The organism is Paraferrimonas sedimenticola, from assembly GCF_002282855.1.
GTDB lineage: Bacteria > Pseudomonadota > Gammaproteobacteria > Enterobacterales > Shewanellaceae > Paraferrimonas > Paraferrimonas sedimenticola.
The window spans coordinates 64,923-88,002 of sequence record NZ_NRIR01000006.1; the positions used below are offsets into that span (position 1 = coordinate 64,923).

At 52.1% G+C, this 23,080-nt stretch carries 19 protein-coding genes; 8 read left to right on the top strand and 11 right to left on the bottom strand.

Features of this window, described 5'->3' with window-relative positions; all coding sequences use genetic code 11:
• Positions 1-11: 11 nt before the first annotated feature.
• The 3 genes from CLC93_RS11365 to metA form a co-directional block, all read right to left on the bottom strand.
• Positions 12-1,502, bottom strand: coding sequence for a CoA-acylating methylmalonate-semialdehyde dehydrogenase (locus CLC93_RS11365; RefSeq protein WP_095506099.1), 1,491 nt, complete (start codon positions 1,500-1,502; stop codon positions 12-14).
• 88 nt (positions 1,503-1,590) lie between these two features.
• Positions 1,591-2,763: a thiolase family protein gene (locus CLC93_RS11370; protein ID WP_095506100.1), complete on the bottom strand. Its 1,173-nt coding sequence runs from the start codon at positions 2,761-2,763 to the stop codon at positions 1,591-1,593.
• 199 nt (positions 2,764-2,962) lie between these two features.
• Positions 2,963-3,913, bottom strand: coding sequence for a homoserine O-acetyltransferase MetA (gene metA / locus CLC93_RS11375; RefSeq protein ID WP_095506101.1), 951 nt, complete (start codon positions 3,911-3,913; stop codon positions 2,963-2,965).
• Positions 3,914-4,097: 184 nt separating this feature from the next.
• Between metA and CLC93_RS11380 the strand changes: the two genes are divergently transcribed.
• A complete protein-coding gene (locus CLC93_RS11380; protein ID WP_095506102.1) occupies positions 4,098-4,853 on the top strand; it encodes an SDR family NAD(P)-dependent oxidoreductase in 756 nt (251 codons plus the stop codon).
• Between the two features lie 16 nt (positions 4,854-4,869).
• Here the strand turns inward: CLC93_RS11380 and CLC93_RS11385 are convergent, their stop codons facing one another.
• The 3 genes from CLC93_RS11385 to CLC93_RS11395 form a co-directional block, all read right to left on the bottom strand.
• A complete protein-coding gene (locus tag CLC93_RS11385) occupies positions 4,870-5,256 on the bottom strand; it encodes a YbaY family lipoprotein (protein ID WP_095506103.1) in 387 nt (128 codons plus the stop codon).
• A 12-nt stretch (positions 5,257-5,268) separates the two neighbouring features.
• Positions 5,269-6,144 (bottom strand): acyl-CoA thioesterase II, encoded by an 876-nt coding sequence (tesB, locus tag CLC93_RS11390; RefSeq protein WP_095506104.1) that lies wholly within the window; start codon positions 6,142-6,144, stop codon positions 5,269-5,271.
• A gap of 84 nt (positions 6,145-6,228) precedes the next feature.
• Positions 6,229-7,146 (bottom strand): SDR family NAD(P)-dependent oxidoreductase, encoded by a 918-nt coding sequence (locus CLC93_RS11395; protein WP_095506105.1) that lies wholly within the window; start codon positions 7,144-7,146, stop codon positions 6,229-6,231.
• 259 nt (positions 7,147-7,405) lie between these two features.
• On the opposite strand from CLC93_RS11395, the gene CLC93_RS11400 reads away from it, so the two are divergent.
• Positions 7,406-8,299, top strand: coding sequence for a 1,4-dihydroxy-2-naphthoate polyprenyltransferase (locus CLC93_RS11400; protein WP_095506106.1), 894 nt, complete (start codon positions 7,406-7,408; stop codon positions 8,297-8,299).
• On the opposite strand, the gene CLC93_RS11405 is transcribed toward CLC93_RS11400, so the two are convergent.
• Positions 8,296-10,194, bottom strand: a complete 1,899-nt coding sequence (locus CLC93_RS11405) for a propionyl-CoA synthetase (RefSeq protein ID WP_095506107.1) — start codon at positions 10,192-10,194, stop codon at positions 8,296-8,298. The two genes, CLC93_RS11400 and CLC93_RS11405, sit on opposite strands and share 4 nt — an antisense overlap.
• A 171-nt stretch (positions 10,195-10,365) precedes the next feature.
• Here CLC93_RS11405 and CLC93_RS11410 point away from each other — a divergent pair, with 171 nt between their 5' ends.
• Genes CLC93_RS11410 through CLC93_RS11420 form a run of 3 tightly spaced genes read left to right on the top strand, consistent with a single transcriptional unit; the run spans position 10,366 to position 12,162 of the window.
• Entirely contained in the window at positions 10,366-10,761 is a 396-nt protein-coding gene (locus CLC93_RS11410; RefSeq protein WP_095506108.1) for a MerR family transcriptional regulator, read from the top strand.
• Positions 10,762-10,774: 13 nt separating this feature from the next.
• Entirely contained in the window at positions 10,775-11,935 is a 1,161-nt protein-coding gene (locus CLC93_RS11415; RefSeq protein ID WP_095506109.1) for an isovaleryl-CoA dehydrogenase, read from the top strand.
• Positions 11,936-11,958: 23 nt separating this feature from the next.
• Positions 11,959-12,162 carry a PLDc N-terminal domain-containing protein gene (locus CLC93_RS11420; protein ID WP_095506110.1) on the top strand — a complete coding sequence of 68 codons (204 nt, stop codon included), beginning with the start codon at positions 11,959-11,961 and terminating at the stop codon, positions 12,160-12,162.
• A gap of 116 nt (positions 12,163-12,278) precedes the next feature.
• Here CLC93_RS11420 and CLC93_RS11425 read toward each other — a convergent pair whose 3' ends face one another.
• Positions 12,279-13,187 carry an AraC family transcriptional regulator gene (locus CLC93_RS11425; protein ID WP_169902990.1) on the bottom strand — a complete coding sequence of 303 codons (909 nt, stop codon included), beginning with the start codon at positions 13,185-13,187 and terminating at the stop codon, positions 12,279-12,281.
• Between the two features lie 163 nt (positions 13,188-13,350).
• Here CLC93_RS11425 and CLC93_RS11430 point away from each other — a divergent pair, with 163 nt between their 5' ends.
• The gene (locus tag CLC93_RS11430; RefSeq protein WP_095506112.1) at positions 13,351-14,277 is read left to right on the top strand and encodes an alpha/beta hydrolase family protein; all 927 of its coding nucleotides are present in this window, start codon (positions 13,351-13,353) and stop codon (positions 14,275-14,277) included.
• Between the two features lie 65 nt (positions 14,278-14,342).
• Here CLC93_RS11430 and ligA read toward each other — a convergent pair whose 3' ends face one another.
• Genes ligA through CLC93_RS11445 form a run of 3 tightly spaced genes read right to left on the bottom strand, consistent with a single transcriptional unit; the run spans position 14,343 to position 21,008 of the window.
• A complete protein-coding gene (gene ligA / locus CLC93_RS11435; RefSeq protein ID WP_095506113.1) occupies positions 14,343-16,361 on the bottom strand; it encodes an NAD-dependent DNA ligase LigA in 2,019 nt (672 codons plus the stop codon).
• Positions 16,362-16,409: 48 nt separating this feature from the next.
• Positions 16,410-17,567, bottom strand: a complete 1,158-nt coding sequence (gene zipA / locus CLC93_RS11440; protein ID WP_095506114.1) for a cell division protein ZipA — start codon at positions 17,565-17,567, stop codon at positions 16,410-16,412.
• Positions 17,568-17,591: 24 nt separating this feature from the next.
• Entirely contained in the window at positions 17,592-21,008 is a 3,417-nt protein-coding gene (locus CLC93_RS11445; RefSeq protein WP_095506115.1) for a chromosome segregation SMC family protein, read from the bottom strand.
• A 164-nt stretch (positions 21,009-21,172) separates the two neighbouring features.
• Between CLC93_RS11445 and cysZ the strand changes: the two genes are divergently transcribed.
• Together cysZ and cysK are read left to right on the top strand one after the other, a co-directional pair.
• Complete coding sequence (gene cysZ / locus CLC93_RS11450; protein ID WP_095506116.1) at positions 21,173-21,961, top strand: sulfate transporter CysZ; 789 nt, start codon at positions 21,173-21,175, stop codon at positions 21,959-21,961.
• Positions 21,962-22,069: 108 nt separating this feature from the next.
• Positions 22,070-23,038 (top strand): cysteine synthase A, encoded by a 969-nt coding sequence (cysK, locus tag CLC93_RS11455; protein ID WP_095506117.1) that lies wholly within the window; start codon positions 22,070-22,072, stop codon positions 23,036-23,038.
• The last annotated feature ends 42 nt before the right edge of the window (positions 23,039-23,080 follow it).

The window sequence follows — 23,080 nt, forward strand, 5'->3', positions numbered from 1 at the left end:
GGGACCTCCGCTTATTTCAAAGCAATGGTCATGTTTGGACCGGTAGCAATGTCCGAGTCGAACCAACGAGCGGTGATTGTCTTAGTTTCCGTGTAAAAGCGCACCGCTTGCTTACCGTAGGCGTGTTGGTCGCCGTAGAAGCTGCCTTTCCAACCAGTAAAGCTAAAGAACGGCAGTGGCACAGGGATTGGAATATTGATGCCCACTTGGCCGACTTCCACTTCGTGTTGGTACTTGCGCGCAGCGGCGCCAGATGCGGTAAAGATAGAAGTACCGTTACCATAAGGGCTGTTGTTCACCAGTTCTAACGCTTCTTCTAGTGTCTCTACCTCAACGCAGCAAAGCACTGGGCCGAAAATTTCTTCTTGGTAGATGCTCATCTCTGGGGTCACGTTACGGAATACGGTAGGACCCACCCAGTTACCTGTTTCATAGCCTTCAACGGTGAAATCCGAGCCGTCAACCAGACACTCAGCACCTTGTTGTTTACCTTGAGCAATCAAGTCCAACACTCGCACCTTGGCTTGCGGTGAGATCAGAGGGCCGTAACCGGCTTCTGGGTCGTTCCAAAGACCTGGTTTCACTTTGCCAATCTCAGCAGCCACTTCGTCAATCCACTCTTTAGAAGAACCAACAAATACCGCCACTGAAATCGCCATACAACGCTGTCCCGCAGCACCCACAGAAGCGCCAACTAGGTTGTTGATCACTTGCTGCTTGTTAGCATCCGGCATAATCACGCTGTGGTTTTTGGCACCGGCAAAGGCTTGCACGCGTTTTAGGTGGTCAGTACCGGTTTTGTAAACGTATTGGCCAACACCCACAGAGCCTACAAACGAGATGGCTTTGATGTCTTCGTGCGTCAACAAAATATCCACCGCGCTCTTGTCGCCGTGAACCAGTTGCAAAACACCTTTTGGCGCGCCTGCTTCTTCAAACAGCTCAACCAAGCGCTGCGGTGTCATTGGGTCTTGCTCAGAGGGCTTAAGTACAAAGGTGTTCCCGCAAGCAATCGCCAACGGGAACATCCACAGTGGGATCATCGCTGGGAAGTTAAACGGAGTGATACCAGCGCACACGCCCAATGGCTGGGTGTAGCTGTAGGTATCGATTTTACGGGCAACGTTCTCAACGGTTTCACCCATGGAAAGGCTGGCAATGTTACAAGCGTGCTCGGCCACTTCGATGCCGCGCCACACGTCACCCTTGGCATCTTCAAAGGTTTTACCGGTTTCTTGGGCCAGAATCTCTGCGATTTCGTCATGGTGCTCTTTTAGAAGCGCTTGATAGCGCAACATCACGCGAGCGCGCTCAGAGACTGGGGTCTCTTTCCAGCTATCAAACGCCGCTTTGGCGCTGGCAATTGCCGCGTGAACTTCCGCATCAGAGGCACAGTTAACGCGTGCAATTGCTTCGTTGTTGGCCGGGTTGGTGACCGTGATTTGACGCTCTGAGTTGCCTTCGACAAACTCGCCGTCGATGTAGTGTAGAACTTGTTTCATTGCCTTACTTCCTAAGTTCGGTTGGCTTGGGGCTGCCAATGTATTTTCGTTAGTTTTATTGTTGTTTTAATGATTTGAACTTCGAGTGTTAAACCTCGATAGCCATCGCAGTCGCTTCACCGCCACCGATACACAGAGATGCCACACCTTTGGACTTACCCTGACGACGCAAGGCGTGGATCAGAGTTACCAACAAGCGAGCACCGCTACAGCCAATTGGGTGGCCTAGCGCGCAAGCACCGCCGTTAACGTTGACTTTTTCTGGGTGCAGACCTAGCTCAGAGATGGCTAGCATGGTCACCATGGCAAAAGCTTCGTTGATTTCAAACAGGTCGACATCGTCCGCGCTCCAACCCACTTTTTCCATCAGCTTGGTAACCGCGCCTACTGGCGCAATGGTGAACTCTTCTGGCTTTTGCGCGTGAGTCGCATGCCCCTTAATGGTGGCCAGAACGTCTAGGTTCATCGCCTTAGCTTGCTCTTCGCTCATTAGAATCAGCGATGCCGCGCCATCGGAAATTGAGCTTGAGTTAGCGGCTGTGATGGTGCCGTCTTTGGCAAAAGCCGGACGCAGTTGAGGAATTTTCTCTGGGCGGGCATTGCCCGGTTGCTCGTCCACGCTGATAACATGCTCGCCTTTGCGAGTCTTAACCGTTACCGGGGTGATTTCCGCTTCAAAGGCACCTGAGTTAATCGCATCATTTGCACGCTGTAGCGAGGTCAGTGCGTACTCGTCCATTTGCTCGCGGGTCAGGCCAAAATCATCGGCCGTCTTTTGCGCGAAAGTGCCCATCGCACCACCGGTGTAGGCATCTTCCAGACCATCTAAGAACATGTGGTCCATCACCTTACCGTGGCCCATACGCATGCCGCCGCGGGCTTTGTCCAATAGGTACGGCGCTAAGCTCATGCTCTCCATACCGCCAGCCAGAACCACATCAGCGCTTCCGGCTTTGATAAGGTCGTTGGCCATCATCACGGTTTTCATGCCTGAGCCACACACTTTGTTGACTGTGGTAGCGCCAACGCTCAAGTCTAAGCCAGCCTTGATGGTGGCTTGGCGAGCTGGCGCTTGGCCTTGGCCAGCGGGCAGTACACAGCCCATTAGCACTTCTGATACTTGCTCTGGGGCAAGGCCAGTGTCTTCAATACATGCGCGAATCGATTGCGCGGCTAAATCGCTGGCAGGAACGCTAGATAAACTCCCCTGAAAACCACCCATAGGAGTGCGTCGTGCCGCCACAATTACCACATTGCTCATAATCAAAAGTCCCTTCAGTCATTAGTATTAGTGTAGCCTGAGTCACACAATGACGTTTACGCTAACGTAAAGCAAGCTTTTACCAAAAAGTCCGACCAATGTCACAAAATTTTCAAAGTGAGCAGGTTTTAAACAGTAAACAAATGCGTACAGCGGGCACAAAAAAGCCGCGATACCGCGGCTCTGTAAGGAGTAAAAATTAGGGGTTGGTTTCCCAGGGGGTGATCCCTTGAATCTCTTCGGTTTTGAGATTGTAAGGGGTCAACTGATAGACGTAATAGTTGAGCCAATTGCTGATCAGCAAGTTGGCGTGTCCGTGCCAGCGACCAATGGGCTCCAGTGCTGGGTCGTCTTGTTTAAAGTAGTTCACCGGCAAACTCGGATTTAGGCCAGCAGATATGTCTCTGTGGTACTCAAAGGCCAACGTATCCTTTTGGTACTCAGGGTGGCCCATTACAAACAGATTGCGGTTGTCTTCGGAGATCACCAAGTAGGCCCCCACTTCTTCTGAGGCCGCTAAGATGCGCAAGTCCGGATGGGCTTCTAACTCTTCAACCGACATTTCTGCATAGCGGGAGTGCGGCGCGTAGAATTCATCGTCAAAGCCGCGCAGCAGCGGGTCGTGCTCACGACTACGAGCGTGTAGGTAGACGCCTGAACGCTTGGTCTCAAGCAGCTTGCGTTTCAAACCGTACAGATGGTAAAAACCAGCGTGAGCGGCCCAGCAAAGGAATAACACTGAAGTACAGTGCTGTTGCGACCAATCCATAATGTCGCGAATTTTGTCCCAATAGCTTACATCGGTGAAATCCAGCTGACCCAGAGGCGCACCGGTGATAATTAGCCCGTCATAGTTGCGATTGCGAATGTCATCGAAGTCCCGATAAAAGGCGTTCATATGATCCGCCGGGGTGTGCTTTGACTCCTTGTCGTGAATGCGCATCAGATCCACGTTCACCTGCAGCGGCGTATTACTGAGCATGCGCAGCAACTGAGTCTCGGTTTCGATCTTATTCGGCATCAAGTTAAGGATCAGCACCTGCATGGGACGAATGTCCTGATTGGCAGCGCGCGTCTCTGACATCACAAAGATATTTTCTTCGGTCAGGGTATCTGCGGCAGGTAAATTGTCCGGAATTCTTACTGGCATGGGCGTTATCGGTTATCTCTGGCAATAGCATTCATGATACACCAGGCCATTTAGATGTCTAGACAGCCAAACCATGAAAAATCTGCGCAGTGCCTCATTTTCAAAGGCAGCTAAAAACCGCCGCTAGGCATCGAGTGAATATCAGGTAAACTGAATTGATTGAAACTTATGAATTTTTAACGCTATGACCGCAAAAACCACCGCCATTATCTTTGGCGCAAGTTCTGCCTTAAGCCAAGAGCTCGCTCGTCAGCTGGCCAACGAGGGCGTCCGACTGGGATTAATTAGTCCAGATCTCGACAGCCTCGGTGATTTAACCCAACAGTTGCCAGACGACACTTTGTTGCAAGCGGTAAATATCAATGACATCGACGATATCGCCGCGGCCATCGATAGCCTTTGGCAGCAGCTCGGCGGCGCTCATTTAGTGTTAGTGAATACCGGTCTTAATGCCTACCACCCTTCACTGCCATGGCAGATTGACCAGGACGTAATTGATGTCAACGTGGTTGGGTTTGCCAAGGCTTGCCACCTCGCCTTCGAGCGTTTGCGCGAACAAAGTTACGGTCAATTGGCGGCGATTAATTCGGTATCTGGGGTACGCGGCGGCCCTGCCATGGCATTTCACGCCTCAAAGGCCTTTGCCAGTAACTATTTGGAAGGCCTGCGGATGCACGCCCAGCGACTCAAGCTTGGAATTACAGTCAGCGATGTGCAATTAGGCCAATTTGATAAGTTTGCCCAGCAGGGACGTACTTTTTGGCTTTCGCCCTTACCTGTGGTGGCCAAGCAAATTTTGGCAGGTCTTAAGAAAGGCAAACAGAAGTTTCACGTCACCAAACGTTGGTGGCTGGTGTCCACCATGTTTAAGCTGCTTCCCGGCTATATCTACAACACACGCCGGTGGAAGAAAAAAGACAAGAACAAAGACAAGGCCTAAAAGCCAGCCGGCTCGCTTAGCGAGCCGGTTTCATTACCACTTCGGCAGTGTATTGGTCGTTGGTAATCACACTAACCCTGTCATAGGTCTGATAGATGATTCGACCTTGCGACTCGATGTGCGCCACCACGCCATAGTTGGCATTGGCATCTAGCGTGTCAGGCTGCAGTGAGAACTTAAACGGCACCGGTTGTACTGCTACGTTGAAACTCTTTTGTGCCAAAATGGCACCTGGAGTGTCAAAGTCGATAATGGCTATGGTAATCACCGAATCCCGTGGCAACGGACGCTCGTCCAAGAAGCCAGCCGCCCCAGAGACCACAATTGGCTTAGCCGGTTCAACCGTGACGCAAGCGCTGACAAACAACAAAACCAAGAGTGATAAATAGTGTTTGAATTTCATCCCTTTGACTCCCTATCCCTGACTTTCAGGTGGATTAAATCGAATTAGCCCTTCTTGGCTGGCGGATACCAACAACTTGCCTTGTGGGTCGTAGAACTTACCGTGGACCAAACCACGACCACCGCTGGCTGAGGTACTCTCAGATTCAAACAAAATCCAATCGTTTAGGTTAACGTCGCGGTGATACCACATACTGTGGTCTATGGTGGCCATGCGCACCCCAGGGGTCATGAAGCCAACCCCATGAGGCAGCAAAGTGGTGGTTAAGAAATTAAAGTCCGATACGTAGGCCAGTAGGTATTTGTGTAGGCGAGGATCGTCAGGCAAAGTGCCATTGGCACGGAACCAGACGCGATTCACCGCCGGTAATTTCTCTGGCTTAACCGGGTTTACCGGATTCAGCGGGCGCATTTCGATTGGGCCTTCGGCTAGCCACATGGCCAACGAGCGCGCCGGCACTTTACCGACCATGGCTTGCGCCAATTGCTGACTGTTTAGCAAGCCTTCTGGTCCGTTAACCTCGGGCATTTGCGTTTGGTGCTCAAAGCCCTCTTCCGGCTCTTGAAACGAACAAGTCATGTAGAAGATCGGACGACCTTTTTGAATGGCCTTAACCCGACGAGTAGAAAAGCTGCCACCGTCGCGAATCACTTCCACGTCGTAAACGATAGGAAGACTGACATCGCCCGGAAGTAAAAAATAGGTGTGCAGTGAGGTGATGCCTCGAGAGGCTTCAACGGTGCGCTTAGCAGCAGCGAGCGCCTGACCAATGACTTGGCCGCCAAACACGTGGCCAAAGCCCAAATCTTGGCTTTGGCCGCGATACAGCCCTTGCTCAATGGTTTCTAGATTGTGCAGTTCGACCAATTGTTCGAGCACAGCGGACATATAATGCTACCTCATTAGCAATGGCTAAGATTGAGCTAATTTACCGCAAAATCAACAGTTTTCCTAGAAACACTCGCTCGCCGATTAACCAAACAACAGCGGCTTGCTGGCCTTTTTCAAGCGTTGCGTGAGCTGCACCAAATAATCCGTTACCGAGCGATAAGGCTTTAACGGCGCCGACTGCTCCAAGGATGGCCAGTTGCGCAAAAGGGTCTCTGGATTGGCCTCTTCTTCGTCTAGCAGCACTCCTTTGCTCTCGTAGACCTGAGCTAAAGAAAATTGACCACCGGCGACGAGCAAGTGCTTACCATTGGGTGCTGAGTCACTGGCTAACAACACCAAGCCAGGAGTCACACGCTGCGGTTGCGCTATTTGCTTGAGCTCGGGCTTGTAGTGCTCTTGAGTCAGACGCGTATTGGCCACAGGACACAGGCTATTGACTCGAATGTTGTCGGCTTCGCCTTCGCGAGCCAGCGAGTTAACCATGCCGTACAAGGCCATTTTGGCCGATGAGTGAGGCACGTGCCCAGCTTCACCGTAAAAGCCAGTGGCCGAGGTAGCCACTATAATACGACCGCCACCTTGTGCCTGAAACAAAGGCCAGGCGCGCTTGGCTAAGTGAAATACGCTGTCGACTTCGACCGAGAACATGCGCTGCCATTCGGAGTGACTAGTATCGATAAGCGATTTATGCATCTGATAGCCTGCTGAGCAAACGACAATATCTAGCCGCCCCCATTGCTCAACCACAAATTTGACCGTGCCATCGATATCCATTTCGTCAGCCACATCCACCACAAAAGTCATGGCTTCGCCACCTAGGTGATGAATTAAACTTGCGACCTCTTGCAGGGCTTCATCGCTTTCACCCTGACCATCAGCATCGCAACCATTGTCAATTAAAGCTACTTTGGCTCCGCGCTCGGCTAACGCCAACGCATAAGCCCGACCCAGTCCGCGCGCAGCTCCTGTCACAATCGCGGTCTGACCGTCAAATCGCATATCTCATCTCCCCTGTTTCCTTTTAGTTAAGTAAACCACAAACTCGCAACAAGGGACGGTTGCGATAGCAAAATTGCAACCGGGATCAATTTGAATAGAACAAGTGTTAGCTGACGCAGGCGCAGGCATTCAGATTTGTTAACAGGTGGCTATAGGAGCTGTCGTCAATCGCTTAGCAAACCCCTCTTTTAGCAGCTCCTTTAGCACCAGTGAGGCCTATGTTAAACTCTGGCCAATTTTTTCAATCGTGAACTCGCTTATGTCTGCCTGGCTAACCGCCATTCGTCCTCGAACTCTTCCCGCCGCTATTGGCCCCATACTGGTGGCTAACGTTTTAGCTTGGAGTCACGGCCACTTTGCATGGCTGATAGCCGTCAGTTCGATGGGATGCGCGCTGTTGCTGCAAATCGGGGTGAACCTAGCCAACGACTACTTTGATTTTCGCTCTGGAGTGGATACAGACGATCGATTAGGGCCAATGCGCGTTACTCAGCAAGGCTTGATAGCTCCGGAAAAGGTGCGCAACGCCATGGCGCTGTCCTTAGTGGCGGCGGTCGCGGTGGGTTTGTACCTGATCTACATCGGTGGCCCGATTGTGGCCTTTTTGGCGGCCTTCTCTGTGCTGGGCGCGCTTTGCTACAGCGGTGGCCCATACCCTCTGGCATCCCACGGACTCGGCGAAGTGGCGGCGTTTGTCTATTTTGGTTTAGTGGCGATTGTCGGCGTTTACTTTATACACACAGGTACCACTCACGCCGATGCTTGGATATTGGCCAGCTGCTTAGGTCTGCTCAATGCGGCAATCATGTTGGTCAACAACACCCGCGATATCAGTACCGACCAAAAGGCTGGCAAGCGCACTTTGGCGGTGCGCATTGGTTTGGCGAACGCCCGTAGCCTCTATACTGTGCTGCTGTTCGCCCCCATTATGCTGACGATTCTGCAATTCTTGTTGCTCGAAGGCAGCGGCTGGCTGGCTTTGGCTGTGGGCCTGACCCTGCCAATGGCGCGCTCACTAGCCAACGCCTTTCAACAGTCGCAAGGGGCTGCTCTCAACCCCTTGCTTGGTCGCACCGCCTTGCTCACGCTAATGTTTAGCTTGGCCTACAGCGTAGGCTTGGCGCTAAGCGTTTTATTTCCCGCCCAAAGCTAGTCTTTGACGCCCATTTGGTGGAGAGTTTGCTCCACCAATTGCAGTGTGCTTGGGTCCTCAATGGTAGCTGGCGTCTGATAACTTTGGTTGTCGGCAATTTTACGCATGGTGGCTCGCAATATTTTGCCCGAACGGGTCTTGGGTAAGCGCGGAATTGAGCTGACCAGCTTAAAGCTAGCTACCGCTCCCACTTGCTCACGCACCAAAGAAATCAACTCTTGTTGCAGCGCGTCTTCACTGAGCTCAACCCCTTGCTTTAACACCACTAAACCCAGTGGCAATTGACCTTTGAGATTGTCGTGAACTCCAATCACCGCTGCCTCGGCTACCGCCGGATGGCTGCACAGTACCTCTTCGAAGCGACCGGTAGAGAGTCGGTGCCCCGCCACATTAATGATGTCATCAAGGCGACTCATGATGTACAAGTAACCATCTTCATCCATGTAACCGGCATCGCCACTTAAGTAGTAACCCGGGTAGCGCGCCATATAGCCCTGATAAAAGCGCTCTGGGTTACCCCACAGGCCAGTCAAAGTCCCCGGTGGCAGCGGCAGTTTTATCACCACAGCACCTTGAGCGTTCGGCTCCACTGGCTCACCGGACTCGTCCACCACGCTGACCTGATAACCAGGGATTGCCAAACAGGGGCTTCCAGCTTTCACCGGCATGGGATCACTGCCCATCATGTTGGCACAAATTGACCAGCCCGTTTCGGTTTGCCACCAGTGATCCACCACAGGCTTTTGCAAACGTTCACCGGCCCAATGCAAAGTGTCTGGATCGCAACGCTCGCCGGCCAAAAACAACACAGCCAGCGAGCTGGTATCGTATTGGCTCAACCAGTCGCCGTTGGGATCTTCGCGCTTAATCGCTCGAATCGCGGTAGGCGCGGTAAAGAAACTCTTAACGCTGTAGTCTTGAATAACTCGCCAAAAAGCACCGGCATTCGGGGTGCCCACAGGTTTACCTTCGTAAACCACAGTGGTTGCACCAACCAACAATGGCCCGTACACAATGTAAGAGTGGCCAACCACCCAGCCAACATCTGAGGCGGCCCAAAACACTTCGCCAGCGCCCACATCATAAATGTGTTTCATAGACCAGGTCAGCGCCACCGCGTGACCACCATTATCGCGTACCACACCTTTGGGTGTTCCCGTGGTGCCAGAGGTGTAAAGAATGTACAGTGGGTGAGTCGCATCAAGCGCTACCCAATCGGCGTCGCTGGCGCGTTCGCAGCAATCGAGCCAATCGTGATCTCTGGGCGCTTGCAGTTGCGCCTGACATTGCTCGCGCTGATAGATAAGACAAGCATCGACGCTATGCGCACTGAGATTTAGGGCCTCATCCAACAAGGGTTTGTAAGGCAGCACTTTGGCACCTTCAACGCCACAAGAAGCGGAAATCACGATTTTCGGTTTGGCATCATCAATTCGCGTGGCCAGTTCTTTGGCGGCAAATCCACCAAACACCACAGAGTGAATCGCACCGATACGAGCGCAGGCTAGCATGGCATAGGTGGTTTGCGGGATCATCGGCATGTAGATCACCACAGTATCTCCTTGAGTCACACCCAGGTCTTGCAAGGCGCCAGCTAGGCGTTTTACTTCGCGATGCAGTTGGTTGTAGCTGATGGTCTCGCGGCTATCAGTGACAGGACTGTCGTAATAGATGGCGGCTTGTTCACCCCGCCCTAGCTCCACATGACGGTCAACCGCGTTGTAGCAAGTATTGAGCTTACCGCCACTAAACCACTGGTAGTCGTGGGCTTGCTCCCCCTGAGTCAGTACCTCTTGATAAGGCGATGCCCAGTCGACCGCTTTGGCGGCCTCACCCCAGAATTGTTGCGGGTTGCTTGCGGCCTGCTCAGCCATGACTTTTCTCAACTGCGTCATTTTCCACTCCTTGACTCTCGCTAGCTGGACTCTAGTAATAGCAAGCGTTCAAAACTTAGCCAATTAGACCTAAGTGTAGGGAGCACTAATCAAGAGGGATAATTCTGCATCCTTTACCTTTACGTAAACTTCCTTTAAGGTAATTTCAATCAGCCCCAAAAAAACAGCACGATGACTAACGAAAAGAAAGCGACATTCAGCATTAGCGAGTTGTCCAAAGAGTTTGATATTACCACCCGCAGCATTCGTTTTTACGAGGACCAAGGCTTGATTAAGCCGCGTCGTAAAGGCCAAACCCGTATCTACAGCATTAAAGATAAAGTGCGTTTGAAACTGGTTCTGCGCGGCAAACGCTTGGGCTTTTCACTGGCAGAAACCCGTCGTTTGTTTGAGCTATACGATACCGACAAATCCAGCTCAAACCAGTTAGAAGCCATGCTGTCGATGATCGACCAAAAAAAACAAGAGCTACAACAACAAATGGACGACATTCAAGTGGTGTTGATGGAACTGAATGCTTCTGAGGCTCAATGTCGAGCCGCCCTTCATAATAAAAAACTAACCTGAAAAGGAAGATTGCATGAACCCCTTGTTTGACGGCTTCAATTTTGGCCACGGCGAAACGCTAGACATGCTGCAGCAGTCGGTACGCGAATTCGCCCAAGCTGAAATCGCCCCCCTTGCTGAAGCAGCCGACGCCAATAACGCCTTCCCCAACGAGTTGTGGCCAAAACTTGGTGAAATGGGCCTGCTAGGTATTACCGCCGAAGAGGAGTACGGCGGGGTCAACATGGGCTATCTAGCCCATGTGCTAGCGATGGAAGAAATCAGCCGAGCGTCGGCCTCGATTGGTTTGAGCTACGGCGCGCACTCCAACCTGTGCGTTAACCAGTTGACTAAAAACGGGTCTCCAGAGCAAAAGGCCAAGTACCTACCCAAGCTGATTAGCGGTGAGCACATTGGCGCTCTAGCCATGAGTGAGCCAAACGCCGGCTCGGACGTGGTATCGATGAAACTGCAGGCGCGTAAACAAGGCGACAAGTACATTCTCAATGGCACCAAGATGTGGATCACCAATGGTCCCGATGCGAATACCTTTGTGATTTACGCTAAAACTGACAATGACCTTGGCGCCCACGGCATTACTGCCTTTATCGTCGAGAAAGGCTACAAAGGCTTTTCGCAAGCGCAAAAGCTCGACAAGTTGGGCATGCGTGGCTCAAACACTTGCGAGTTGGTGTTTGAAGATGTGGAAGTGCCAGAAGAGAACATACTGGGCGGTCTGAATCAGGGCGTTAAAGTTCTGATGAGCGGCTTGGATTACGAGCGCGTGGTATTGGCTGCCGGACCATTAGGTATCATGGCAGCGGCCATGGACCTAGTGTTGCCCTACGTGCAACAGCGCGAGCAGTTTGGCAAACCCATCGGCGCTTTCCAGCTAGTACAAGGCAAATTGGCGGACATGTACACCCAAATGAACGCCTGTCGCAGCTATGTTTACTCGGTAGCGCGTGCATGCGATCGCGGTGAGACCACCCGTAAAGACGCCGCTGGGGCGATTTTGTACGCGGCCGAGAAAGCCACTCAAGTAGCGCTGGATGCGATTCAGCTGCTCGGTGGTAATGGCTACATCAACGAGTTCAGCGCCGGACGTTTGCTGCGCGATGCCAAGCTTTATGAGATTGGCGCCGGCACTTCAGAGATCCGCCGTATGCTAATTGGCCGAGAGTTGGTTAAGTAAATCAGATTTACAAGGAAGGAAGTATGGGAAACATCGGACTGTTAACGCTCGTGGTCGCGCTATTGATATACCTGACGCCAATCGTGATAATCGCGCGCTCAGACAAAACCCAAGGCACGGAGAAAATCATTTGGCTTTTCGCCGTGGTGTTTGTGTCTTGGTTTGCATGCCTCTTGTATTGGCTAGTAGCGCCAGTGTCCGGGGTGAGAAAACCTCACGTGCATTAAATCTGCCATTGAAACTGGTGTCTGTGAAACGGGGTCTTACACGACCCCGTTTTTATGTGCGCTTAGTGCTAATCAAGCACCACTCTTTGGCAATCCCACAAGGCTAGCTCCTTCACTCAGTCGCTTACAAATCGGTCAATCTCAGCGTAGCCACTAGTTGAAGCCTGTCTTGGCGTCACTTTAAAGTGAGTTTTAAAGTCTCGATGAAACTGCGACAAATTGCGATAACCCACCTCATCAGCGGCCACTGTCACCTGTTTGCAATCGTGAACTATCAAGTTTCGCGCCTTACTCAGTCGAATCTGCTTGATGAATTGAATCGGCGATGTGCCTGTTAGCAATTTGAATTCTCGATGGAAGTGACTGGCGCTCATGTTAGACATGTCCGCCAGCGAAGACACTTCTATCCGTTGTGAGTAAGACTGCTTGATATAGTCCACCACCAGCGCAATCTTATTCTCTGGCGTGTTGACTTGCATGGCCTGGTGCAAAGTGCGGCCGTGGGGGCTTTGCAGTACTCGATACAACACCTCGCGCAATTGTGATTCACCGATAGCCGCGCTGTCTTGCTTGGACAGCATAGAATTGGCTAGCCGAACTACAGAATCGCTGAGCTCAGCGCTAAGCGCCACTGGCTCGACCCCTCGAGTTTCGGTATTCGGTAAAGCACTTTCCCCTCCCATACTGGCCACAAGATGTTTCACATCGCTGGAGTTAGTTTGGATGAATAAGCCAAACACTGGCTCAGATTCGCTGGCCAAGGTTTGACAGATAAGTGGCGTCGACACTGTGACTATCAAAAAGTGTTCCGAGTCATAGTTAAACTGCTGCTCACCGAACACGCCTATTTTGGCACCATTGAGAATAAACCCAATACCACTGGGGTACACCATGGCGCTAAAGTCCACCGGTTTGACGCTCCAGAAAAAGTTAACCCCTTCGACATACGAAGGGACGACACCCTGCTTATCACAAACGCCGTATTCCTTTCTGAATGCTCGATATAGCTGTAACGCTTCGCTCAAACCACACCTCTGGAAACTCACTAAGACCATTGATAACCCTCGTGCAAAAAAGCAGAAAAGTACAATTTTTGGGCAGATTTGTGACTAACCCGAGCCAAGTATCCATCCTATATTGAAGTGGAAATTACTGATTCACCCACCTTTCCAATGGGAGCTAGGTCCAATGCAAGCATCTGATATCTCTCCAGAACAGCTAGCCACAGTAAAGTATTTGGCGGAGTTTGCGGTTCGCCCTATGTTCAGAACCCCACTGTTTGTCACCCCAAACGACTGGGGCATAGATAATTATAAAAACGTGTTTTTTCCGTCTGCCGATGGCGTTCCCCTTGAAGGTTGGCTGATGCGAGCAGCTAACTCCCAAAAGCTCATCATTGCCAACCATCCAATGCCTATGTCTCGCGCGGGATTTTGTGGCCATTTCGGTGAGCCTTGGAGCAATGTGGATGACATCAAAATCGACTTCGTGCGGATTTGGTCTCATCTGGTCAAGGCGGGTTATAACGTGCTGGCTTATGATCTGCGCAATCACGGCACCAGTGGCGCCGCGAATGGTGGTATTTGTGGTATCGGCCGCTATGAATGGCGCGACTGTGTTGGCGCTAAGCGCTACGTTGACAATCACCCTGAGCTCGCGCAAATGGATGTCGCTTTGTACAGCCAATGTACTGGTGCTAACGCTCAATTCGAGGCAATAAAGTATCACCCTGAGTTGTTTGCCAATGTGAAATGCATGCTTGCGCCTTTGCCTGTTTCAATGCAGGCATTAATGAGCTCTTTCGCAGCTCTACAAGGCGTGGCTGACTATTTGGAGCTGATGGATTTCGAACAGCTCAAATTAGGTGGGTTTAAAAACGAAGCGATGAACCCTCAGCACTTTGCCGATGCGGTGACTATGCCGGTACTCAGTGTTCAAGTAAAAGACGATTTGTGGACAGACAACCCCGCCGATGGCCAAAAGACCTTTGACGCTTTGGGCAGCCAAGACAAACAATTGTTTTGGATAGAAGGTACGACGCGTCGATTCGACGGCTATAACTATTTTGGCGAGCATCCAGAGATGATGCTGGAGTGGTTTGGCAAGTACCTGTGAGCGTGTCGAATTAGCTAAACGCTAGCTCGCGAGGGAGTCGTCCTGCTCCCTCGCGAACCATTGTCTTAAGCAGAATAGCGCTCAAACAAATCCATCAATCCCTGCTCATCGAGTACCTCAATACCCAAATCGGTCGCTTTGGTCAGCTTGGAGCCTGCTTTCTCACCCGCCACAAGGCAATGGGTCTTCGCTGATACACTACCTGCCACTTTGGCACCTAGCGCCTGCAGGCGCGCTTTGGCGTCGCTGCGATTAAGCTGCGACAAGGTGCCAGTGAGCACCCAGGTCTGGCCCACTAAGGGTTGTGCGTCTTGGCTTGGCGCCTCGATGGCTGGCCAATTGATTCCAGCGGCAATCAAAGCGTCAATCACCTCGCGGTTATGGCTTTGAGCAAAGAAGGTCACAATGTGTGCCGCCACAATCTCACCCACATCATCCACTTCTAGCAGCTGTTCGTGGGTGGCCGCCATGACCGCTTCTAAGGTTTGGAAATGTGTTGCTAGGTTTAACGCCGTAGCCTCGCCTACCTCGCGAATACCCAGCGAATATAGGAACTTAGGTAATGTGGTGCGCTTGGCCGCTTGCAGCGCGTCGACTTTATTGGCCGCCGACTTAGGGCCCATGCGCTCGAGCATGGTCAAGGTCGATGCGCTTAAGCCAAACAAATCCGCTGGGGTTTCCACCAACTCTTTGTCCACCAACTGCTCGATGATTTTGTCACCCATACCATCCACATCCAGCGCTTTGCGACTGACGAAGTGAATGATGGCTTGCTTGCGCTGGGCCTGACAGAAAAGCCCTGCGCTGCAGCGAGCCACGGCTTCGCCCTCTTCGCGCTCCACTTGAGAACCGCACACAGGGCAGTCGGTTGGAAACTCGATAGGAGAAGCATCTGCTGGACGGCGCTCAGCCACTACCGCCACCACTTGTGGGATTACATCCCCAGCGCGACGAATAATCACAGTGTCACCTACCATGACCCCAAGGCGCTCAATTTCGTCTTGGTTGTGCAAGGTGGCATTGGATACGGTCACACCGCCAACAAATACCGGTTTGAGGCGCGCCACAGGAGTCACCGAGCCAGTGCGGCCCACTTGGAAATCCACCCCTTGCAGCTCGGTTAGCTCTTCTTGCGCCGGGAACTTAAAGGCAATCGCCCAGCGTGGTGCTCGAGCCACAAAACCCAGAGTTTGTTGCTGCTCGAGAGAGTTAACCTTGATAACCACGCCGTCAATTTCGTAGGTCAGCGCATCGCGTTTTTCCATGATGGCGCGGTAGTAATCCATCACACCTTCGACGTTGTCGGCCTTTTTAAGCTCCAGTGACACGGGTAAGCCCCATTGACGCAGCTGCTCTAGCTGGGCGTGATGGCTGTTGGCCATGGGTTGCTGCTCTTGCTCCACTACGCCCAAGGAATAAGCGTAAAACGCCAACGGGCGCGAGGCGGTGATTTTTGAATCCAGTTGACGCAGCGAACCAGCGGCGGCATTACGCGGGTTGGCAAAGGTCTTTTGCCCTTGAGTGCGAGCGCGCTCGTTAAGCGCTTCAAAGCCGGCCTTTGGCATCACCACTTCACCGCGCACTTCTAACAGCTTGGGATAGCCTTCGCCGCGCAGCTTTAGTGGGATCGCGGCAATCGTGCGCACATTAGCGGTAATGTTCTCGCCCACAAGACCATCGCCTCGAGTCGCAGCCGACTCTAACTCACCATCGCGATATATCAGAGATACCGCCAAGCCATCGAGTTTAGGCTCGCAGCAAAACTCAATCTGGCTACCCACTCTGTCGCCAATTCTCTTGTAAAAGGCCTCAAACTCAGCTTGATCAAAGGCGTTGTCTAACGACAGCATTGGCTTTAAGTGAGTCAGTTGCTCAAACTGGCTTAACGCCTGGCCGCCAACCCGTTGAGTGGGGCTGCTGGGCGACGCTAGCTCTGGATACTCGGCTTCAAGGGCCTGTAACTGGCGCAGTAAGCGGTCGTACTCGGCGTCTGGCACACTGGGCTCATCGAGAACGTAATACCGATAGTTATGGTCGTTAAGGGTATCTGTTAAGGATTGAATTTGGGCTTGTATGTCGCTCATGAACTCACTCTTAAAACAAAAATGGCCGCGTTAGGCGGCCATTGAAAATTAGGCTGGAACCGACCGGTAGACGGTTTTAATTCGCTCTAGGTAGGCGCTGCGACTAGCATCGCTCCATGGGTTGCGAGCATCGTCGGTGACCACACCGTTTAAGTCATCGGCCAACTGATGAGCCGCGTTTAGCATGGTCGAGAAGCTTAGCTTGGCTTCGCCTGGACATGGAAGCTGTAAAAACAACACCACGCCTTCGGTTTTAAATTGCTCCATGTTGTCCGGGTCAAAGGTGCCCGGTTTCATCATGTTGGCCAGCGAGTAGATGACCTTGCCGGTACCAGCAGGATCTTGATGGCGATGGAAGATATTCATCTCGCCAAACTTAAGACCTAGAGTCAGCATGCAAGGCAGCAACTCAGCACCAGCGAGCTGTTCGCCCGGCTGAGCTTGCACGTGCAGTACCAATACGTCTTGTGGTTCCGCTGAAGCCGCTTGTGGCTCTGGACTCGCGGCACCGCTAGTCGCCGGTTGCGCTTGGGCAACAGCTGACTCGTTAACCACAGCTTCAGCAGGCGCTGCAATCACAGGCTCTTCGGTGCCTAGGTCTTCAGTAACTAGGTCTTCGATTTTTGGCTCGGCAATGAGCGGCTCGTCGAAAGCAGGCGTTTCAGCAACTGAGCTGGATTCGATGACAGGTTCGGCTTGAGCCGGTGAAGGCGACAATTCAAAGTTGTCGTCCAAGTTCAACTGTGGCTCAGGTGCATCCATCTTTGGCTCAGTACGACGGCGCTGAGTTTTGGGTTTAAGCTCGGCACTTGCGCTTGGCAATGAGTCACCTTCAATGTCGAAACCGCCAAGGCCCAACTGCATTGGGCCTTCGGACTTAGTCTCAGCCGCTGGCGTGGAAATCACAGGCTCTGTGCGAATATCGTCTTCTTCAGCGTCTAGCTTGATAACTGGCTCAAGCGGCTCACTCGGCTCCGCAGGCTTGGTCTCTGAATTCTTAACAATCCGAACCTGCCCCACGCCATCTGGGTCGAAGCCATCGGCATCGCGTGGCGGGTTTTCAGGATCTTGATACAAAGGAGTAAAAGGTTTTTCTTCGATGGATTGGGCTTTGTTCTTTTTATTGGTCCAGTATCCGTGCACTAGCACGCCGGCAATGGCCATCAATCCCAAGATGATTAATACCAGTTGCAACTCATCGTTCATTGGTAGTTCCGTATCCCTTTGTTATCACGCTTCAGCAAAGGCCAGAGCGTCTTCTATATCCACAGCAACGATGCGCGAAGCGCCGGCTTCTTGCATGGTGACCCCGGTCAATTGTTGGGCCAGCTCCATCGTTACCTTGTTATGACTAATGTATATAAACTGCACGTCTTTCGCCATTTGTTCTAAGAGTTGGCAAAAGCGCCCCACGTTGGCATCGTCCAATGGGGCATCCACCTCATCCAATAAGCAGAATGGCGCAGGATTGAGCTGGAAAATGGCGAACACCAATGATAATGCGGTTAGCGCCTTTTCACCACCGCTAAGAAGGTGAATTGTGCTGTTACGCTTTCCAGGTGGTTGCGCCATAATCGCCACACCACTTTGGAGTAAGTCGTCGTCGGTTAGTTCCAACCAGGCTTTACCGCCGCCAAACACCTGTGGAAACAGGCGTTGAAAACCGTCGTTAATGGCGTCAAAAGTCGTCTTGAATTTCTGTCGCGTCTCTTTGTCTATGGTGCGTATGGCCTGCTCTAGCGCCTCTAACGCCTTGTTGAGATCCAGGTCTTGCTCGTCCAAGTAGACCTTGCGCTGATTGGCCTGGTCAAACTCTTCCACCGCCGCCAAATTGATAGCACCCAAGCGCTCGATTTTCAGTGCGACCTGGGACAACTGACTGCGCAAACTTTGTTCAGTGGCGATCTCATCAATGCCTTCGAGCAACAAACTCAGCTGGTTAGCGTCAACGCCCTCTCCCAATTGCTCAAGCTGATGCTGGGCGTCGCTGAGCTTTTGCTGTTGCGCCAGCTCTATGTTGTGCTGGGACTCGGCAATCTGCTGCAGAGATTGGTTGGCTTTCGCCTGCTCAGCCACCATTTGTTGCTGGCTTTGCGACGCCTCAAAGCTTTGCTGACGAGCACTCTCGGCCGCTTTTTGCGCATCGCTTTGGGCGCTTAAGAGACTCTGTAGCTGGCTTTGCAGCGCTGCCATGTCTACTGGCGCATCGCTTGTTTTCGATAACTCGTCAATGCGGGCTTGCGCTTGTTGTGCCTGTTGTCGGGCTTGGCCAAGACTTGGCTGAAGTGCAGCGATTTGCTGCTGAGTACTTTGTTGCTGATGACTCAACCCCAGCTGCTGACGCTCGGCTTCGAGGGCTTGTGATTGTAGGGTTTGCCAATGCTCTCGAGTCTGCTCGACCTCGAGCCCCAGTTGCTCCAGCTGAGCTTGAGCACTTTGTTGCTGTGCTTGAGCCTCGGCCATTTGCGCATCTAAAGGCGCTAGCGCGGCGCTCAGTTGCTGTAACTCTTGCTCTGCTTGGCTATATTTGAGTTGGGCTTTTTGCTGTTGCTCAGTGAGTTGTACCAGCTGACTTTGCACGTGCTCGCGCTGTAACTCGATGCGTTGATGCTGCTGATTAAGACTTTGAGCTTCAGTTTGCGCTTGCTTTGCTTGGTTGTGACGAATGTGCACCGTTTCTAGCTGGCGCTCATTGCTTTGGCGCAACTGTGCCAGGCGTTGGCTATTGGTGCTAAGTTCAGCATCCAACGTCTGCGATTGGGACTCCAGACTAAGCGCATGAGTGGTTTGCGCAGGGGTGAGTTTAAAACCCTGCCCCCACAACTGACCGTCTGCGAGTAATATCGCTTGTTGGGGCTTAAGCCCTGTCATTAAGGCTTCAGCCTGCGCTTCGTCTTTGGCAAAGCGAATACCGTCTAACCATGGCTGTAGGTTGATAGGCGCTTGAATACGACTGCCATCGTCTAAGGTCAGTTCAAAACTTTGATCATCGCTAAAACCAGATTCCGTTGACTCACCGTCGGCAAACACTTGGACTGGCTGCAACATGATCGGCGCCATTAGCTGGCCTAGTGCTTTTTGCCACAGTTTTGGCGCGTCTAACACCTGATAAACACTGGTTTCGGCCTGAGTTTCTAAACTCGCCAGTTGCGCTTTAACCGCCGCCAACTCCCCTTGCAGCTGACTTTCGCGTTTTAGTGCGTCACGAGTACTGGCCTCGTCGTCCGCCAATGCTTGCTGGGCGGCCTCTAAGGCAAACTGCGCTTCTTCAGCCACCTGCTGTTGTAGGTCAATTGCCGCTTGGTTTTGCGCCAGTGCTTGGGTGAGCTCTTCGGCTTGGGTTTCGAGCTGGCTGTCCGCCTGCTCTTCTAGCGCCTCGCTTAACTCTTGCAGTCGCTGCTGCAAGGCGTTCTGTTTAGCCTTTGCGCTGGCTTGCTCTGTTTGCGACTTGGCCAGATGTTGATGCGCTTGCGACAACATCCCTTGGTATTTCGCCTGTTTCGCCAAGATCAGATCGTTGTGCTCTTTGGCGTCGGCCAACTGAGCCTGGCGCTCCTCAAGCAAGGCTTGGGCTAATGCCAATTCCGGCTCAAGTTCGGCTAAGGTCGACTGTAAGCCAGTGGCTTGCGCCTCCAATTGAGTCTGCTGAGCCACAGCCTGCTCAAGCGTCTGCTTAGCCGCAGCTAACTGCTCTTGTCTGTGTTGGCTCGATTGCTCTTGGCTGCGAATTTGCTGCTCGAGCTGGTTGGCTTGCTTAGACAGCACAAAGGCTTTTTGGGTGTGCTCTTGCTCGGCGCTGCGCTGCGCTTCGGTTTGGCTCTGCAGCTGTTGCAGCGACAGGTTGCGTTTAACCTGCTCAGCGCTGATTGCCTCGCGCTGAGTTTTCAGTTCGTCGATCTTGGCGTCTAAGGCCTGGCGTTCGGTTTCAGCGTCGCGCCACAGCCAAGCGGCCAACTGCGCTTTGAGTTGGCCTTGCTGTTGTTTGTAGTTGCGATAGCGCTTGGCGGCGTCCGCTTGACGTTGCAAACGAGACAATTGGTTGCCTAGCTCTAAGCGAATATCGCTTAAGCGGTCGAGGTTCTCGCGAGTGTGGCGAATCCGATTCTCGGTTTCGCGACGACGCTCTTTATACTTAGAAATCGCCGCTGCTTCTTCGATAAATACGCGAAGCTCAGCGGGTTTAGATTCGATTAAACGAGCAATGGTGCCCTGCTCAATAATGGCGTAGCTGCGCGGGCCGAGGCCTGTGCCCATGAACAAATCGGTAACGTCGCGACGACGGCATTTTTTACCGTTGAGCCAATATTGGGATTGGGCCTCGCGATTCACAACTCGTTTAACGCTGATTTCATTGTACTGGGCGTATTCCGCGGTTAAGCGCGAATCGCACTGCTCGAATACCAGCTCCACCGAGGCTTGGCCCACCGGCTTGCGACTATTGGAGCCGTTGAAAATCACGTCGGTCATGGCATCGCCGCGCAAATGCTTTGCCGAGCTTTCGCCTAATACCCAGCGCACCGCGTCAATCACATTGGACTTGCCACAGCCATTCGGACCGACGATCGCCGTGATCGCCTTAGGTAAGGCAATCTTGGTGGGATCGACAAAAGACTTAAAGCCAGCCAGTTTGATCTGCTTTAATCGCATGCGAGAGGTAGAATAGCGCCGTGAATAAGGGTCAAACCTCTATAGTACCAGTCAAGGTCGAGGATGCAACGCGGCCAAGTTGAAATGCTTTGCAACGCTTTGTTACTTGATTCAAATCACACCTTGCTCACACAATAAGACACACGCTTTGTAAGGAATTTGCTATGGAACGCAGCCAGGTAGGCACCCCAGAACGGGTTCGCCGCGGATCCGGTGCCAGTTATTTCATGTATGGCTTTGAGCTAATCAGACAGCCAGGGCTTCGTACCTTTGTCATTCTCCCCCTGCTGATCAACATGCTGTTGTTTGGCGTGGGCTTTTACTTCGCTTTGGGGCGATTGGACGAAATGCTGACTTGGGTAGCAGCTCAGTTGCCCGAATTCTTGAGTTGGCTGAACTTTATCCTTTACCCCTTGGCGGTCATCAGCATGTTAGTGAGTTTGTCGTTTATCTTCAGTTCTGTGATGAACTGGATAGCGGCGCCCTTTAACGGCTTGTTAGCGGAAAAAGTGGAACTCAAACTCACAGGCCAAAAACTCAATGACGCCGGTTTGATGGATATCGTTAAAGACCTGCCCCGGGTTTTTGGCCGAGAATGGAAAAAACTCAAGTATTACCTGCCACGGGCCATTTTGTGTTTGCTGTTGTTTATTGTGCCTGTGTTTGGTCAAACTCTCGGGCCTGTGGTGTGGTTTATGTTCACCAGCTGGATGATGGCGGTGCAGTACTGCGACTACCCCTTTGATAACCACAAGGTGCCCTTTGACGATATGAAGTGGTCACTCAAGCAAACTCGCGGCTCTAGCTTCAGTTTTGGCATGAGTGTGGCTGTATTTGCGATGATCCCATTCGTCAATTTGGTGGTAATGCCAGTAGCAATTTGTGGCGCGACTGCACTGTGGGTCGACAAGTATCGCGACGCCTATGCCGCCCCGCTGAAGGATGGCCTTTAAATAAAAGAAACTATACATATAGCTAAACGGAATAAGGCATAACTATCAGTCACTTCTAAAATTTTGAACGGACTTTATGCTTGTGCTTATAACATTAAGGAGCATGCAATGAGCAAAGTGTTTGAAGATAACTCGCTGTCCATCGGAGATACTCCGCTGGTGAAACTGAATCGAGTCAGCCAAGGAAAGGTACTGGCTAAACTCGAATCCCGTAACCCAAGCTTCAGTGTAAAATGTCGCATCGGTGCCAATATGATTTGGCAAGCCGAAAAGCAAGGTCTGTTAGGCCCTGGCAAAGCACTGATTGAACCAACCTCGGGTAATACGGGGATTGCTCTGGCATTTGTTGCTGCGGCACGTGGCTATCCATTGACCTTGACCATGCCGAACACCATGAGTCTCGAGCGCCGCAAGTTGCTTAAGGCCTTAGGTGCTGAATTAGTGCTGACCGAAGGCGCTAAGGGTATGAAAGGCGCGATTGCCGCCGCTGAAGAGATTCTGAATTCCGATCCGAATAAGTACGTATTGCTGCAGCAATTCGACAACCCAGCGAACCCGCAAATTCACGAAAAGACCACAGGCCCAGAAATCTGGAATGACACCGACGGTGAAGTTGACGTGTTTGTTGCTGGTGTGGGTACTGGTGGTACCATCACAGGTGTTAGCCGCTACATCAAACAAACTCAGGGCAAGGCGATTACTTCGGTAGCGGTTGAGCCGGTTGACTCACCAGTGATTACTCAGGCGAAAGCCAATGAAGCGCTTACTCCTGGGCCGCACAAAATCCAAGGTATTGGTGCCGGCTTTATCCCGGGCAACTTGGATTTGGATTTGGTGGACGCGGTTGAACAGGTCAGCAACGAAGATGCGATGGCCATGGCTAAGCGTCTGATGAAAGAAGAAGGCATTTTGGCGGGTATCAGCTCAGGTGCGGCTGTCGTTGCGGCTAACCGCATTGCTGAGAAGCCAGAGTACGCAGGTAAAACCATTGTTGTGGTGCTGCCTTCTAGTGCCGAGCGCTACCTCACCAGCGCCCTGTTCGCGGACGAATTTACTGAGCAGGAACTGGTTCAGTAACAAAGACTTATGCTTTGCTAGCTTAGATGGCGCGAGACTCTC